9 protein-coding genes and 1 tRNA gene are annotated in these 15968 nt (G+C 65.6%); 7 read left to right on the plus strand and 3 right to left on the minus strand.

Annotated elements, in window-relative coordinates; translation table 11 throughout:
• The first annotated feature begins 139 nt into the window (after window positions 1-139).
• Together AB7878_RS04165 and AB7878_RS04170 are read left to right on the plus strand one after the other, a co-directional pair.
• Complete coding sequence (locus AB7878_RS04165) at window positions 140-3235, plus strand: TonB-dependent receptor plug domain-containing protein (protein ID WP_369493142.1); 3096 nt, start codon at window positions 140-142, stop codon at window positions 3233-3235.
• 220 nt (window positions 3236-3455) lie between these two features.
• Window positions 3456-4856, plus strand: coding sequence for an MFS transporter (locus tag AB7878_RS04170; RefSeq protein ID WP_369493143.1), 1401 nt, complete (start codon window positions 3456-3458; stop codon window positions 4854-4856).
• A gap of 133 nt (window positions 4857-4989) precedes the next feature.
• Here AB7878_RS04170 and AB7878_RS04175 read toward each other — a convergent pair whose 3' ends face one another.
• The gene (locus AB7878_RS04175; RefSeq protein WP_369493144.1) at window positions 4990-5463 is read right to left on the minus strand and encodes a hypothetical protein; all 474 of its coding nucleotides are present in this window, start codon (window positions 5461-5463) and stop codon (window positions 4990-4992) included.
• Between the two features lie 22 nt (window positions 5464-5485).
• On the opposite strand from AB7878_RS04175, the gene AB7878_RS04180 reads away from it, so the two are divergent.
• The 5 genes from AB7878_RS04180 to AB7878_RS04200 all read left to right on the plus strand — a co-directional run bounded on the left by AB7878_RS04180 (window position 5486) and on the right by AB7878_RS04200 (window position 13330).
• The gene (locus AB7878_RS04180) at window positions 5486-7474 is read left to right on the plus strand and encodes a TonB-dependent siderophore receptor (protein ID WP_369493145.1); all 1989 of its coding nucleotides are present in this window, start codon (window positions 5486-5488) and stop codon (window positions 7472-7474) included.
• Between the two features lie 29 nt (window positions 7475-7503).
• Window positions 7504-8664: a PstS family phosphate ABC transporter substrate-binding protein gene (locus AB7878_RS04185; RefSeq protein WP_369493146.1), complete on the plus strand. Its 1161-nt coding sequence runs from the start codon at window positions 7504-7506 to the stop codon at window positions 8662-8664.
• A 119-nt stretch (window positions 8665-8783) separates the two neighbouring features.
• Entirely contained in the window at window positions 8784-9731 is a 948-nt protein-coding gene (locus AB7878_RS04190) for a YncE family protein (RefSeq protein ID WP_369493147.1), read from the plus strand.
• Entirely contained in the window at window positions 9728-11242 is a 1515-nt protein-coding gene (locus AB7878_RS04195) for a hypothetical protein (RefSeq protein ID WP_369493148.1), read from the plus strand. Before AB7878_RS04190 ends, AB7878_RS04195 begins: the two co-directional genes overlap by 4 nt.
• Window positions 11243-11341: 99 nt before the next feature.
• Entirely contained in the window at window positions 11342-13330 is a 1989-nt protein-coding gene (locus AB7878_RS04200) for a PstS family phosphate ABC transporter substrate-binding protein (protein WP_369493149.1), read from the plus strand.
• A 319-nt stretch (window positions 13331-13649) separates the two neighbouring features.
• On the opposite strand, the gene AB7878_RS04205 is transcribed toward AB7878_RS04200, so the two are convergent.
• Window positions 13650-13724 (minus strand) — tRNA-Val (locus tag AB7878_RS04205).
• Window positions 13725-13801: 77 nt separating this feature from the next.
• The gene (uvrB, locus tag AB7878_RS04210; RefSeq protein ID WP_369493150.1) at window positions 13802-15820 is read right to left on the minus strand and encodes an excinuclease ABC subunit UvrB; all 2019 of its coding nucleotides are present in this window, start codon (window positions 15818-15820) and stop codon (window positions 13802-13804) included.
• Between the last annotated feature and the right edge of the window lie 148 nt (window positions 15821-15968).

Here is a 15968-nt window from a genome sequence, read left to right on the forward strand (position 1 = left end):
CCACGTCATCAAGCGCTCCGGGGAGGAGCGCCAATGCCAGACAAGGCGTACTGAATGCAAATCCGCATCGGAACGGTGTTTTCACGGCGGTCGACCCGCGCAAGCGTGAGCCACCAGACCGGATGCTTCCAATCAAACGTTGAATCCACGCTGTCAGCCAAAGGGAATTTGCGCGCAGCTTCCCGGGGAGGGAATCATGTCTCAGCAAAAGTTGCCCAAGCTGTCCTGCATCACAATTGCGTTGGCCGCCTGCCTGGCTGCGCCGTCGGCATTTTCGCAACCGGCGGATGACGGCGGTCATGCCCCATTCGCACAAAACGCCCCAGGGCAAGACCAGCAGGCTCCGAACTCGAAAACCGGCACTTCGACTGCGAACCCGCCATCGGCCGACAAGGCCGCGCAGTTGCAGCGCGTCGTCGTCACCGGAACGCTGTTGCCGGTCAACCCCAACGATGTGGCCGTTCCCGTCACCACCCTCGATGCGGACTCGCTCCGCCAGACCGGCGTCTCGAGCAACATGCTCGATGCGTTGAGCAAGGCGATCCCCGCTTTTGCCGGCCGCAGCAATGCGGGTCCGAGCAACGCGCAGAACCACAATCAATTCACGGCGGGCGGCTCGCAGATCGAACTGCGCAACCTGCCGACCCTGGTTCTGGTAGACGGCCAGCGCATGGCGCTGGATGGCGTCGCCGGCCTGAGCGGAAGCAAGAACTTCGTCGACGTCAGCCAGATTCCGGCTGCCGCGCTCGAACGGGTCGACGTGCTTACCGATGGCGCTTCGTCACTCTACGGCGCCGATGCCGTCGGCGGCGTGGTCAATTTCATCCTCAAGCACGACTACCACGGCGTCACGGCCGGCGCGCATTACGGCGTGGCGGACGGTGGCTATCGCGATCGTTCGGCATTCGTCACGGTGGGCGGGGATGTCGGCCCGGTGAACATCACGGCGACCGCAAGCTACTCCAAGACCAGCCCGCTGTTCCAAAGCGACCGCTCGTTCACGAGTCCGAAATACGGTGTGGTTCCGGGCACGGGCCTGCCCGGCGTCGTCAGCGGGGGCAACTACGTGCTGGCGCCGGGGCTGCTCTCGCCGAACGTTCCAACCGGGTCCTCCGCCACCGCCAGCAGTTACGCGAGTCTTTCGCCAGGCACCTACAACGCCACCAGCGCCGCAAAGCTGTCCAACGGCTTCGACTATTCGAAGTACGCCATGCTGCTGCAGCAGGAGGAGCACAAGAACTTCGTCGCGACGATCAACTCGCAGCCATTCCTCGGCGGCCGGGTGACGGCCTTCGGCGACGTCATGCTCTCGCAGAACAAGGTGCATTCCACGGCGTGGCAGGCGGCGGGCCAGCCCTTTGCGTTCTCCTCGCTCACCGTGCCGGCCGGCGCGCCCTACAACCCGCTGACCACCAACGCGACGGGCGTGACGTTTGCCGACATGTCCCGACCCAAGGGGGTATTCGATACCACCGATGCGTACCGCTTCTCCGCCGGACTCAAGGGCAAGCTGTCCGCCACGTGGACCTGGCAGACCAGCGTCGATTACAGCGACAGCAAGGTGGAAGAACACGACACCAACCTGCTTTTCAAGCCCAACCTGAAAGCCGCCGTCGCTGGTGGCTACGATGCCAACGGCAACCCGGTGGCTGGCGGCGCCTACAGCAAGGTCTACGGAGGTTATTCGATCAACAACGGGCTGATGCTGCAGCCAGCACTCAACCCCTTCGCCGTGACCGGTAACCCGGCGGCCGCACTGGCCAACATTTTCGGCACCGAGGTGCTGAATGGCGACAGCAAGCTCTATTCCTGGGATGCGCATGTCGCTGGCGACCTGTTTCAGCTGCCCGCGGGCCCGGTGAGCGTCGCGGTCGGCGTGGGCTGGCGGCATGAAGGAGTTTCCGGCCACGCCGACCCGAATGGCCGCGTCACCGATCCGGTCACCGGTTCCACCGCCGGCAATGCCCAGAACTGGATCGGCGGCCTGTATACGGACCCGTTCAGTCACGGTCGCGACGTGAGTGCGGCGTACACCGAAGTGCTGATTCCGATCACCTCGGACAAGATGCACATCCCGGGCCTGCACCGGCTCGACCTCACGGCCGCGGGTCGGTTCGAGCATTACAGCGACGCCGGCAACGGCACGTCGCCGAAGTTCGGCTTCCGCTGGGAGCCGTTCGACAACCAGTTCGTGGTCCATGCGACCTACACGAAGTCGTTCGCCGCCCCGCCGCTGTATCAGGCATACGGGCCGTTCGACACCCGTCCGGTGACCGACAACCTGATCGGCATCGTGTTCGGCAAGCCGTACGCGGTCGGCAACACCTTCAACGGCGAGGACGGCGTCAATCCGTCACTCAAGCCTTCCACCGCGCAGTCGCGCTCGATCGGTTTCGAATTCCACCCGAACTTCATCGACGGTCTGACCGTGACCGCGGACTACTCCTCGATCACGGTGCGCGGTTTCCCGGGTGGCGCGGACTTCACCCGCATCCTGCAGTCGGTGAACGACTCGGGTTCGGCCTCGTCGTATTTCGACAGCGTTAGCACGGGCAACTTCACCAACCTCGGCGGCAGCAGTCCTTTCGGCACGCCCGGATCGCTGAAGGCGTTCCTGACCAACCCGGTCACCGGCCAGCCGGATCCGAGCAAGTACTCGCAGCTCTACGTCATCGACAAATTCCGCAACCAGAGCGTGCTGGTCGAGCATTCGTGGCTGTTGGGGCTGGATTACATCCTGCCGTGGAACAAGTACGGGTCCTGGGAGCTGTCGAGCAAGGGCACGGTATTCAATTCGTTCAAGTTCCAGCGCCGTCCGGGCGATGCGTTCCAGCAATACGCCGGCGCGGCCAGCAACATCGGCGTGTTCGCCGGAACGCTGCCGAAGTATCGCTTCTACTCGACACTCGACTGGTCGTTCCAGAACCTGGACGTCACCCTGGCCAACACCTACATCTCTTCGGTCCAGGACGAGGGTGCCGCCGGCACGCTCCCGGGCATCCGGGTGCCGAGCTACAGCGTGTGGGATCTGCACGGTTCCTACACCTGGACGCTTGGGCCGGGCGGCGGCGATGACGGCAACAAGCTCACGCTCTCCCTCGGCGTGAACAACATCGGCAACAAGATGCCGCCGAACTTCCCGCGCGCCTTCACGAACCAGTTCATCAACAGCGATATCAGCACGTATTCGCCGATCGGACGGTTGATATATGGCGACGTGAAGGTGTCGTTCTGAAGTCGACATCTTGATGTTCGTGGTGACGGGCGTCGAATCAGCTGGCGGCGTTACGCCTGCAGCAAGATGCCCGAAACCATCCCGGTGAGCGACTACGCCACCGGATACTGGGCAGTCACGATTCTGCTTTGACGAAGTGGCCGATGCCCTGCAGCTCGGTGGACTCGCTCCTGATCAGGGCGGATCTCACCTTTCATTCCCGATCCGGAGGTAGGCCCACGTGTCAGAAATCGAATCCGCCAGAATCGCCGCCAGGCTCGACCGGCTGCCGCCGTCCCGCACTGTCTGGACCATTGTCGTCCTGATTTCGCTGGGCGGTGTCTTCGAGTTCTACGACCTGTTCTTCACCGGCTACGTGGCGCCGGGAATGATCAAGTCCGGTCTGTTCACGGCGCAGTCGTTGGGCTTTTTTGCCGGGCTCGACAGCATCAAGATCGCGGGATTCGGCACGTTCGTCTTCAGCACGTTCGCCGGTCTTTGGTTTGGCGTGGTGTTGCTGGGTCATCTGCCGGATCGCTTCGGCCGGCGGCCGGTATTCACGTGGTCGCTGGTCTGGTACGTCGCTTGCACCGCCATCATGGCGTTCCAGCAAACCGGCGAGATGCTGAACGTCTGGCGCTTCATCGCCGGCGTGGGCTTCGCGGTGCAACTGGTCACCATCGACACCTACATCTCCGAACTGATCCCGGGTGCGGAGCGGGGTCGCGCGTTTTCCGTCAACCAGTTCATCACGTTCGCCGTGGTGCCGTTGGTGGCGCTGCTGGCCTGGTTGCTGGTGCCGCTCAGCCCACTCGGCATCGAGGGGTGGCGCTGGGTGGTGCTGATCGGCTCGGTCGGCGCGGTGCTGGTGTGGCTGCTGGTGCAGGGGATTCCGGAGAGTCCGCGCTGGCTGGCCCTGCAAGGTCGTACCGACGAGGCGGAAGCCATCATGGCGGCGATCGAACAGCGGGTGGTCGCGGAGACGGGCAAGCCGTTGCCGCCGCCTGCGTTGACGCACGCTGAGGAGACCGGCCGCGGGCGTTTCGCCGAAATCTTCTCGCCGCAGTACCGCAAGCGCACGTTGATGCTGTCGATATTCAACATGGCCCAGGTGATCGGTTTCTACGGCTTTGCGGCATGGGTGCCGACCTTGCTGATAGCACGCGGCATCACCGTCACGCACAGCCTCGAATACTCCTTCATCATCGCCATCGCCAATCCGCTGGGGCCGCTGCTCGGCGTGCTATTCGCCGACCGGATCGAACGCAAACTGCAGATCATGCTGGGGCTGGTGCTGATGGGTCTGAGCATGCTGGCCTTCGCCATGGCGAACAACCCGGTCGCGCTGGTCGCACTTGGCGTGGTGTTCACGCTGGCCGCCAACGTGATGTCGTTCGCCTACCACAACTACCAGGCGGAGCTCTATCCGACCCGCATACGCTCCAGGGCAGTGGGTTTCGTCTATTCGTGGAGCCGCATCGCTGCCGCGTTCGCCGGTCTGGCCGTCGGCTATCTGCTTCATGCAGGCGGCGCGCTGGCGGTGGCGATGTTCATCGCCATCGCCATGGCGGTCGGCATCGCGATGATCGGCATTTTCGGCCCGCAGACCAAGGGTGTGGCACTGGAGGAAATCAGCCGCTGAGACCGCGTTCACCGCCCGAGCAGACTTCAGAGGGACTTCGTCTCGCTTAAAGCCTATGGATCCAGCAAGCCGTGACATGGGGAGATCCACGAAACACCGTCACACGCCTATCGCGCACAAACTCGAGGGGGTTTTACGACATGTACAAGCAAAACAAGAGGCCGATGCCCAGTGCCATCGCTGCCGCTTCGGCGTTGGCAAACCAGCGCCCGCATGTCTGGTGCGCGGCAGCGCACGAGCTGGCTCGTTGCAAGATCAAACCGGTGGCGCGGCTGATTCGGGCCAGTGTCTGGCGCACACCGTTTGGCCTGCGGCTGGCGCCTGCTGCGGCATCCGGCATCATCCTGATGGCGTTCGCCTGCCCTGCCACGGTGGCCGCCCGGCCGGCCCCGGCTGCAACGTCAGCCCCTGCCACGAGCGCCCCGAATGCACCTGCGGCGGTACCGAACGGCGTCCAGCAGGCTGCTGCACCAGCCACCGCGGCGAAGTCACCTCCGAAACATGTCGTCCAGCTCAAGGCGGTCTCGGTGAAGGCGCGCTTCATTTCCGCCGCCGGCCACAGCGCATTGAAGATGGATGCGCCCTCGCGCGACACCCCGTTTTCCATTTCGACCTACACCGGCAGCTTCATGCATGCCGTCGAAGCGCAGAAGGTCGATGCGCTGTATCCGTACATGACCGGCATCCAGAGCGCCGGCATCACCGGCTACGACCTGGTTTTCAGGGGCTTCCAGAGTGGCGCGAACGACCAGAACTCCATCCTGGTCGATGGACTGCCCGGCCTGGCGACTCGATTCGGCTCGCCGGCGACGATCGGCATATCGCGCATCGACGTGGTGCGGGGGCCCGCGTCGGTGTTGAACGGCGAAGAGCAGCCGGGCGGCTTCGTCAACCTGATCACCAAGAAACCCGAGGATTATCCGCTCTACGAATTCAGCACCACCGCCACCGCCTATGACGGCGCCGGCGTCGGCTTGACGGACCGGCCCGGTTTCGATGCCGCAGCCGACCTGACCGGGCCGATCGACAAGGACAAGCGCTTTCTCTACCGGCTGGTCATGGATGATTCGAACAAGGACACGTTCCGCAACGCCAGCTACGACCACGACGTCTATTTCGCACCCAGTCTCACCTGGAAGATCTCGGACGCGACCGACCTCACGGCGGCCTACGAATACCAGCGCCTGCGCTACAGCTACGACACCTACCTGGTCGCACCGGACAGCAACATCCACCTGGTCCCGCCGATCACCACGCGCTACCAGGAGCCGAGCGACTACGAGAAGGAACACGGCAGCGTGCTGACGCTGCTCTTCAACCATCGCTTCGACAACGGCATGAGCTGGAACCTCGACACCCGCGACGTCTGGCACACCGACGAGGCGCACGGATTCGACGTCACTGCGATCCGTCCGGACCTGCTGCACGTCGCGCGCCGGGCCCGAGGGCAGACCAACAAGCGACGTTACGACTACCTGGACACGAACCTGCACATGCCGTTCGACACGTTCGGCATCGGCCACAAGATGGTGCTCGGCCTGACCGCCGGAAGGGACACCGCGGACGAAGACCGGCTGCAGTTCTTCAACGGCCCGGCCACTGGGCCGGATTCGCTGGACATGAGCATCTACGATCCGGTCTACGGCGTGGCTCCGCCGCTCGCCGACCTGCCGCTGGTGGCGAAGGGCAACACCTCGCTGTTGACCGACCGCTACACCGTGACCGACAGCTACGGCGCCTACATGGCCGACCTGATGACGCTGTCGCCGCACTGGAAAGCCACCATCGGCCTGCGCTACACGCGCGACCGCCAGGCGATCACCGAGCTCAGGGTCCCCAACGTTCCCAAGAGCAGCAAGACCAACAGCAAGGTCCTGCCGATGCTGGGCCTGGTCTACCAGCCGAACGACCATTGGAGCTACTACGCGAGCTACAGCACCTCGTACGTTCCGCCCGCCGCGAACGCGATCGACGTCAACGGGGTGAACAGCTTCGTGCCCACTTCGGCCAAGCAGGTCGAGCTTGGCAGCAAGGCCAACTTCCTGCAGGGGCGCTTGTCGGCCACCCTGGCGTTCTATCGCATCGACGAAAAAAACACTTTCAGCCATTTCGCCTGCGCCTACGGCACCTGCTACCAGCAGCTCGGCAAGGCGCGTTCGCAGGGCGCGGAATTCGAGATCAACGCGCGGCCCTTGCACAACTGGCAATTGACAGCGGGATACGGCTACACCGATGCGCGCATCACTGCGTCCGACAATTTGGCGCAGTTGAACAGCCGCCTGCCCAACGTGCCGTACAACAGTGCGCATGTCTGGTCGCGCTATGACTTCACGGCGCCCGCGTTGCAGGGGCTCGGGTTCGGCCTCGGTGTGATCTACAACAGCGAGCGCCAGGGCTTCACGCCGACGAAGGCAGGCAGCCCGATGCTGCGGCTGCCCGGCTACACCCGGGTCGATGCGGCGCTTTACTACAGCTACCAGCAGTACGTAGTGACGTTCAAGGTCGAGAACCTGTTCGACAAGACCTACTACCAGAGCGCGGGATTCAACGGCGACATCAACCTGCTCCCCGGCAACCCGCGTCTGTTCACCCTCTCCGTGAGGGCTTTCTTCGAATGAACCGGAACAAGCGAGGACAAGGAGCGCATATGCGATACCTGCGCGGGAAGGTGCTGGCCATGGTGCTGGCGGGCGCGGCGGCCGGCCCGGCCATGGCCGGGCAGACCTCCGCCAGTGTGGAATGGCTGCTGCCGACGGCGAAAACCCACGCCGTGCAGACCCACGCCCAGGACGAGGCGGGCAAGCAATCCGGAAGGCCGTTGCCCACGCCCGAGTTTCTGCAGCCGACACTGGATGCCGCGCTGCCGTCATTCAAGCCAAGCCACGACGCCGGCCTGAAGGGCTCGATCAGCATGGCGGCGTCGGACACCCTGCCGGGCTTGGTGGGAGCGTGGATACACGCGTTCCACAAGTTCTACCCGGACGTGCGCATATCCTTCGGGCCGCCGTACGAAGGCAGCCACGGCGCCATGGAGCTGGCGAACGGCAAGATCGACATCGCGTTCGTGTCGCGCGAATTGAAGCCCACGGACATCACCGCGTTCGGTGCGCGCCATGGCTACCCGCCGCTCAGCGTGCCGGTCTCGGGCGGATCGTACCGGCAGTTCGGATTTCTGGACGCCGTGGTGTTCTTCGTCAATCCGCAGAACCCCGTCGAACGCCTGAGCCTGGCCCAGCTTGACGCGGTGCTGTCGCGATCCCTGCTCAGGGGCAAGCACGCCGCCGTCACCTGGGGCGACCTCGGTGCCGGCGGCGCCTGGGCCGCTCGTCCGATCCACGTGTACGCGATCAAGCCTTGGAACGGGTTCGAGGAATTCGTGCGGCAGCGCGTGCTGGACGTGGGAGCGCAGCGCGGCCACTGGCGCACGGACCTGCACTATGACCCCACTGTCTTCCCGATCGCCCGACGCGTGGCGGCGGACCCGGACGGCATCGGCTATGCGGGGCTGGCCTTCGTCGACGCGCCAGTGAAGATGCTCGCCATCGGCAGCGACGGGCACTACCTCGCACCGACCTATGCGAATGTCGCCTCAGCCGCCTACCCGCTGAGCCGGCTGATCTATGCCAACGTCAATCTGAAGCCAAGTACTGCCATGACACCGCCGATGAGAGAGTTTCTCCGTTTCGTGCTGAGCCGGCAGGGTCAGCAGATCGTGTTGGACCAGGCCGTTTTCCTGCCGCTGCGCGGATTCCAGGCCGAGAGTGCGGGCGCGCTGCTCGGCGCGCCCGCACACGGTGACCGCTCATGAGGCCGGCCCGCATGGGAAAATCGCCGAGCGCCTGGACCCGCGCGGGGCTGGGCGCCTCATGGCTCGCGTTGTGCCTCGCCAGCGGCGCCAGCCTCGCTGCCGAAGCCTCGCTGCAACTCGTGCATCGCTTCTCGATCCAGGGCGCGGCACCGGTGCGCGCGATCGCTTTCGGACCCGGCGGCACGCAGGCATACGTGGCCACCGGCAGCGAGCTGCGCGACTACGACGTGGCCACGGCGCAGTTGGCCGACACGCTGGCGCTGCCCGCGCCTGTCGCCGACATGGTGATCGACACCCCCAGCCGCACGGGTTTTGCCGCGCTGGCTGCACCGGCGAAACTCGTGATCTTCCGGCTGCAGCCCTTGAAGGTCGCCGCATCGACCGCGCTGACCGACGGATCGCCTTCGGCGCTGCTGTTCGACGCCGCCACGCACGCCCTGCTGGTGGAAAGCACCCAGGCGGCGACGGTCACCAAGTTCGATGCGGCCACGGGCCGGCGCCTCGCCTCCCTGCGGATGCAAGGCAGCCTGCGGCAGATGGCGGCCGATGGCCGCGGCACGCTCTACGTCGCTGACATGGCGCACGACGCCATCGACGTGGTGGACGAGGCGCAGATGAAATACCTGGGCGCCATCCCGGTCACGGGCTGCAAGGATCCGACCGGGCTTGCCATGGATCAGGTCGGCCGCCGGCTGTTCGTCGGCTGTACCGATGGCATGCGCTACGTCGTCGACACCGACCTGGGCTTCACTTTCGAACGGCTGCCTTCGTCGCTGCGCGGCACGTCGCGCATGGTGTTTGCCTTCCACCCATTCGGTTCCGCCGGCTGGAAAGGTGCCGCCATCGGTGCGAGCGAGAACGGCCGCCTCGCGCTGGTCAGGATGAACGCCTTCGTGAATTACAGCGCAGCCGGCGATTACCCCCTCAACGGAAGCTTCGAAGCGATGGCACTTGACCAAGACACGCACCAGTTGTGGCTGGCCCTCGGGCAGCCATCCGCCGCAGAGAAAGCGGCCAGACCCATCGAGCTGTGGACCCTGGGCGCAACGGCGGAGGTGTCGAAATGAAGCGCCCCATCCGTTTGTCGATGGCTGCCGGCGGTTTCCTGTTCGCCTGCGCACTGGGCCTGTCGACGGCATGCGCGGCGATGCTGCCGCCGTCGACGCTGAAGGGCAAGACGGTGCTGCTGGTGACCGGCGCCACACCCGCCGACGAGCCCAACGACGATGCCCTGGTGCGCCAGCATCTGGAGGCGCTTGGCTTCACCGTGAAGACCGTCGACGATGCCACGCCCGAGAGCGCGGCAAAAGGCGCCAGCCTGATCGTGATTTCCTCGACCGCCAACGCGCATCGCCTGGGCGATCGCTACGCCGACGTCGCCATCCCCCTATTCACCTGGAACACCTTCGACTACCCCAATCTGGGCATGACCGGCCAGGAGCTTCACCATGATTTCGGCGTGATCGATCCGGTCCAGCACTACGCTGACAGCTTCATGATCCTCTACGGCTACGGTGCGAACACCACCTCGGACATCAGCAAGGCGGTCGGGCTCAAACCGCAGCTGTTCGGCACGCTCTACCTGGAGCCGGGCAACGCCGGCTGGGGCAAGCCTGGCCCGGGCGGCACGGTGATCGCCGACTTCGACGGCCGGCCGGACATGGCGGCGGTGTTCACCTACGAGCGCAACGCCAGCATGCTGGATCGCCGGACGGCGCCCGCGCGCCGGGTAGGCTTCTTTCTGGCCAACGGCAATTTCCACCTGCTCACCGCCGTGCACGGACCGGCCGCCAGCGATCCCCAACTGCGCAGTTGGGCGATCGGACTGAAACTGTTCGATGCGGCCGTGCGCTGGGCCGCGAGTCCGCCGCCGCCGGTCGCGCCCTATGACCCCGCCGCGCTGGACGCGCGGCTCGGCCACGCGGCGCATGGCAAGAAGCTGCTCTTCGTGGAGCGCGTCAACGCCGGCGAGGGGCGCGAGGCGGACGAGCACATCGTGGCGCACCTGCACAGCCTGGGCTTCGAGGTCGACATCGCCGACCAGATGGACCCGCAGACACGCGCCGACGGCGAAGACCTGGTGATCATTTCCTCGACCTGCTCGAAGTACAAACTCGCCAACAAGTACGTCGACGTGAAGGTGCCGGTGATCTCGCTGGAGGGTTTGTACGCCGACGCCATGCATCTTGCCGGGCGCCAGCGCTACGTCGACTACGGCGAGCACGGCGAGGAGAAAGAGAGCGACGACCCGCCCGAGAGCTACCTGGACATCGTCGGCGCCTCGAGCCCGATGGCAGCCGGCCTGCCCCCCGGCCTGGTCGAGTTCACCCAGCATCCCGGCGTACTGAAGTGGGCCAGGCCGACGCCCGATGCGATCGTGATTGCGACCTTGCCCAACGCGTCTGCCGAGCGTGCGATCTTCGGATACCCCAAGGGCTCGGTGATGGCGGACGGTTTCGTCGCCCCGGCCCGACGCGCCCTGCTGCCGCTGGACAACCCCTCCTATGACGACCTCACCGTCCAGGGCAAGGCGCTGTTCGATGCCGTCGTGTTGTGGTCGATCGGCGGCGGTGCGTAGCCGCAGGCCGTGAAGCCCCGCCGTGTCCTGTCGACGCTGGAGGGCGCCTCGATGTGCGCGTCCCCCCTCCAGCGTTTCGGCAGGGCCACCGCAACGCGGATGCTGATCGCGCTGGGCGTGGCGGTTGCCGGAAGCATTCCGGCGAACGCCACGCCCGCGCCGGACGCCGGCAGCCAGCCGGTGGTCGCGATCGCAACCGATGGCGGCCTGCGCTGCCTGGGCGCCAGTACCATGCAGCCGCTGCTGGCGGCCTGGGCGCGCGCCTTCCGCGCGCACCGGCCGCAGGCCTCGGTCGAGATCGGCGACAGCAGCCATTACTCGGCCGAAGGCGTGGCCGCCACGCTCGCCGGACAGGTGAACTGCATCAGCTTCGCGCGGGAACCGTTTCCGGCGGAACTGGCCGCATTCAAACGCCGCCTGGGGCAGGCGCCGATCGTGATTCCCGTCGCTGGCGGAAGTTATGCAACGCCACACGGCACGTTCGCACTGGCCATCTACGTCAACCGCGCGAACCCGCTGCGCGGGCTGACGCTGGCACAGCTGGCCGCGGTGTTCTCCGGCGCGCCCGCACCGGGCCGGCACCGGCCACTGGCCTCGTGGGGGCAACTGGGATTGCGCGGAGACTGGGCCGCGCGTCCGATCCACCTCTATGGCATGACGCCCCGCCGCGCCTCGGGCAATCCGCCCGGCATCGTCAATTTCCTGGACCGGCGCGTCCTGGGCGGACGGAGCTGGCGCAGCGACCTGCGCGTGCAGGTCGATACGCCGGGCACCAGCACGCTGGCGGCGATCGTGCGGCAGGTAGGCGCGGATCCGGACGGCATCGGCTACAGCGGCTTCGACTACGCCAGCGGCGCCGTGCGGGCGTTGCCGCTCGCCGTGGCGCAGGGCACCCCATTCCATGCGGGCACGCTGGGCGAGGTGGCCGCAGGCCGCTATGCGCTGGCCAGGACGATCTATCTGGGCTTTCCCCGTTCCAGCACCGGCGGGCTGAGTCCCGCGGCCTGCCAATTCCTGTCTTTCGTCCTGGGCGCCGACGGACAGCGACTGATCGCGCAAGATCGGATGCACTTCGATCCGCTCACGCCCGCACAGGATCACACTGCCCGCACCGCCCTGGCGCGCGAGGGGCTTTGCGATGCACCCCTGCCGTCCGCGGATGCCAGGCCGCCGCATCCGCGCCCCGCCTACATCGACGACAACGGCGCGGTGCGGATCGTTGGCTACAACGACATGCGCTGGATGCTCGAAGCCCTGGATCGCCGGTTCGAGTCGACGCATCCCAGCATCCGCTTCGATCTCGTGCTCAAGGGAACCCGCACGGCGCCGGCTGCGTTGGCCGAAGGCAGCAGTCTTTTCGCGCCGATGGGTGCCGAGTTCACGGATCAGGCACTCGCCCGGTATCAACAACGTGTCGGCACTAGTCCACTCAAGTTCCGCGTTGCGCACGCCGCGCTCGATCCGCGCGCACGCTCGTCGCCGTTGGCGATCTACGTGAATCCCGCCAATCCGCTGGCGGTGATCAGCATGAGGCAACTGCGCGGCATCTTCGCTGCACCACAACGACTGCTCGAGGGTGCGCAACTGGGACTTAGCGGTGCATGGGCGCATTGGCGCATCGAGCCATGCGGTCTCGCCCAGGACACCGCGCTGGGCGTGTTCATGAATCGGCATCACCTGGGCGGCGCCGGTTATGCGAGGAGCTATCGCGGCTTTCGAGAATCGGCAGCGGTGCTCCGACATGTGGCGCTCGATCCGGCGGCACTGTGCTTCGCCGACCTCAATCAAGCCAGCGACGCGGTTCACGTCCTCGGCATTCGAACGGGCACGGGCGATGCGCGGGAGACATTCACAGGCTCCCGCCAGGAGATCGTTGCAGGCCGCTACCCGCTTGATCGATTCCTCTACATCTATGCCAGAAAGCCGGACGCCCGCGACGACCATGCGCTGGCATGCGATTACCTGCGCCTGGTGCTGTCCGACGGCGGACAACAAGCCATCGCCGCGGCGGCGCCGGGCTATCTGCCCTTGAGCGAGGCGGAGAGAAGCGTCGAGCGTCGCCGACTCGAAGCGTCCTTATGCCGGTGAGATCTTCTGAGATCCTTCCCTGAGTTCAACGACGGTCGCCGCGGACAAAAGGGAGTGGCCGCAATCCAGATGTCGCAGAACGGTACGCCTCCCCTTCCGCAGACGGTCAGCCACCCGTGAGGTCATGGAGCGTACCGCCTTGCTCTTCGCGGCGTTCACACTGTTCACAGTGAATGGAGGTAAATTTTGTGAACGTTCTCAGGTGTGAGAAATAAAAAAGGAACCCTTTCGGGTCCCTTTGGAAGCCTCAACTAACCGTGTCAAGGCAGATTTTCCAAGCACTTACAAAAACTCTGTGGAAGTGCTGAAAATGGTCAATTGGTGGGCGGTACAAGGATCGAACTTGTGACCCCTACCATGTCAAGGTAGTGCTCTACCGCTGAGCTAACCGCCCGATTCGCACGGCAGCAGGCCGCGCGAGCCGCGCAGTATAGGCGACTCCCGGGCCGGCCACAAGCCGCCCAGCCCCACTCAGCGCAGCGCCTGCTCGCGCAATTGATGGATCTGGTCGCGCAGCTTCGCCGCGTCCTCGAACTCCAGATTCTGGGCGTGCTTGTACATCAGCGCTTCCAGCTTCTTGATGGCGGCAGCGGCCCTGGCCGGGTCCATCGCCTCGTAGCTGGCGGCCGGCTCGGCCACGGCGCGTTGCCGGCTCCTGCCGCCACGGCCGCGCGACGGCGACTCGCTGCGCGCGCCCTCCATGATGTCGGCGATGCGCCGCTCGACCGTCTTCGGGGTGATGCCGTTGGCCGCGTTGAACACGAGCTGCTTCTCGCGGCGACGGCCGGTCTCGTCCATCGCCGCCTGCATCGAGCGGGTCACCTCGTCGGCGTAGAGGATGGCCTTGCCGCGCACGTTGCGGGCGGCGCGACCGATGGTCTGGATCAGCGAACCGGTGGAGCGCAGGAAGCCTTCCTTGTCGGCGTCAAGCACCGCCACCAGCGACACCTCGGGCATGTCCAGTCCCTCGCGCAGCAGGTTGATGCCCACCAGCACGTCGAACTCGCCCAGGCGCAGGTCGCGGATGATCTCGCTACGCTCCACCGTCTCGATGTCCGAGTGCAGGTAGCGCACCTTCACGCCGTGCTCGGAGAGGTATTCCGTGAGGTTCTCGGCCATGCGCTTGGTCAGCGTGGTGACCAGCACACGGTCGCCCATCGCGATGCGCTTGTTCGCCTCGCCCAGCAAGTCGTCCACCTGGGTGCGCACCGGGCGCACTTCCACCTCGGGGTCGACCAAGCCGGTGGGCCGCACCACCAGCTCGACGATGGCATCACCGGATTTCTTCAGCTCGTACTCGCGCGGCGTGGCGGAGACGTAGATCGCGCGCGGCACCCGCGCCTCCCACTCCTCGAAGCGCAGCGGCCGGTTGTCCAGCGCGGACGGCAGGCGGAAGCCGAACTCCACCAGGGTTTCCTTGCGCGAGCGGTCGCCTTTGTACATCGCGCCGATCTGCGGCACGGTGACGTGCGACTCGTCCACCACCAGCAGGCCGTCGGCCGGCAAGTAGTCGAACAGCGTGGGCGGCGGCTCGCCGGGCGCGCGCCGGGAAAGATGGCGCGAGTAGTTCTCGATGCCCTGGCAGTAACCCACCTCGGCCATCATCTCCACGTCGTAGCGGGTGCGCTGGTCCAGCCGCTGCGCCTCGACCAGCTTGTTGTCGCGGTACAGCACCTCCAGGCGCTCCTTCAGCTCGTCCTTGATGGTGTCGATCGCGTTCAGCACGCTCTCGCGCGTAGAGGCGTAATGCGTGCGCGGGTAGACCGTGTAGCGCGGCACCTTGCGGATCGTTTCGCCGGTGAGCGGATCGAACAGCGCCAGCCCTTCCACCTCGCCGTCGAACAGCTCGATGCGCAGCGCTTCGGTCTCCGATTCGGCGGGAAACACGTCGATGATCTCGCCGCGCACGCGGTAGGTGCCGCGGCGCAGTTCCATCTCGTTGCGGGCGTACTGCAGCTCGGTGAGCTGGCGGATCAGCTGGCGCTGGTCGATGCGCTCGCCCTTGGCCAGGATCAGGCGCAGCGAAAGGTAATCCTCGGGGTTGCCAAGGCCGTAGATCGCCGACACCGTGGCCACGATGATCGCATCGCGCCGCGACAGCAGCGTCTTGGTGGCGGCCAGTCGCATCTGCTCGATGTGCTCGTTGATCGAGGCGTCCTTCTCGATGAAGGTGTCCGAGGCCACCACGTAGGCCTCCGGCTGGTAGTAGTCGTAGTAGCTGACGAAATACTCCACCGCATTGTTCGGAAAGAACTCGCGGAATTCGCCGTACAGCTGCGCCGCCAGCGTCTTGTTCGGCGCCATCACGATGGTCGGCCGCTGCACCTGCTGGATCACGTTGGCGATGGTGTAGGTCTTGCCCGAGCCGGTGACGCCCAGCAGGGTCTGCGCGGCGAGGCCCGCCTCGAAACCCTCGCTGAGGCGGCGGATCGCCTCGGGCTGGTCGCCGGCGGGCTGGTAGGGGGCGACGAGTTCGAAGCGGTCGGTCATGGCGGACGATATGCGGGCGGATACCCGCATATTAAATCGCCACTGCTGACAACTCCTGTCAGCAGAAGCCGACGCCGCGGCCATCCGCTGGACGGCTGGCCGCGCGTGCACGGCTTCCTAGCATGGTCCTTCCGTCAATGCAGGAACG

This window comes from Rhodanobacter humi (assembly GCF_041107455.1).
GTDB lineage: Bacteria > Pseudomonadota > Gammaproteobacteria > Xanthomonadales > Rhodanobacteraceae > Rhodanobacter_A.

Coding starts and splice junctions, on each gene's coding strand:
- AB7878_RS04175 (WP_369493144.1), bottom strand. CDS start 5,463: ATGGAAAACGGGGTGTCGCGCGAGGGCGCATCCATCTTCAATGCGCTG.
- AB7878_RS04180 (WP_369493145.1), top strand. CDS start 5,486: ATGCATGCCGTCGAAGCGCAGAAGGTCGATGCGCTGTATCCGTACATG.
- AB7878_RS04185 (WP_369493146.1), top strand. CDS start 7,504: ATGCGATACCTGCGCGGGAAGGTGCTGGCCATGGTGCTGGCGGGCGCG.
- AB7878_RS04195 (WP_369493148.1), top strand. CDS start 9,728: ATGAAGCGCCCCATCCGTTTGTCGATGGCTGCCGGCGGTTTCCTGTTC.
- AB7878_RS04200 (WP_369493149.1), top strand. CDS start 11,342: ATGCTGATCGCGCTGGGCGTGGCGGTTGCCGGAAGCATTCCGGCGAAC.
- uvrB (WP_369493150.1), bottom strand. CDS start 15,820: ATGACCGACCGCTTCGAACTCGTCGCCCCCTACCAGCCCGCCGGCGAC.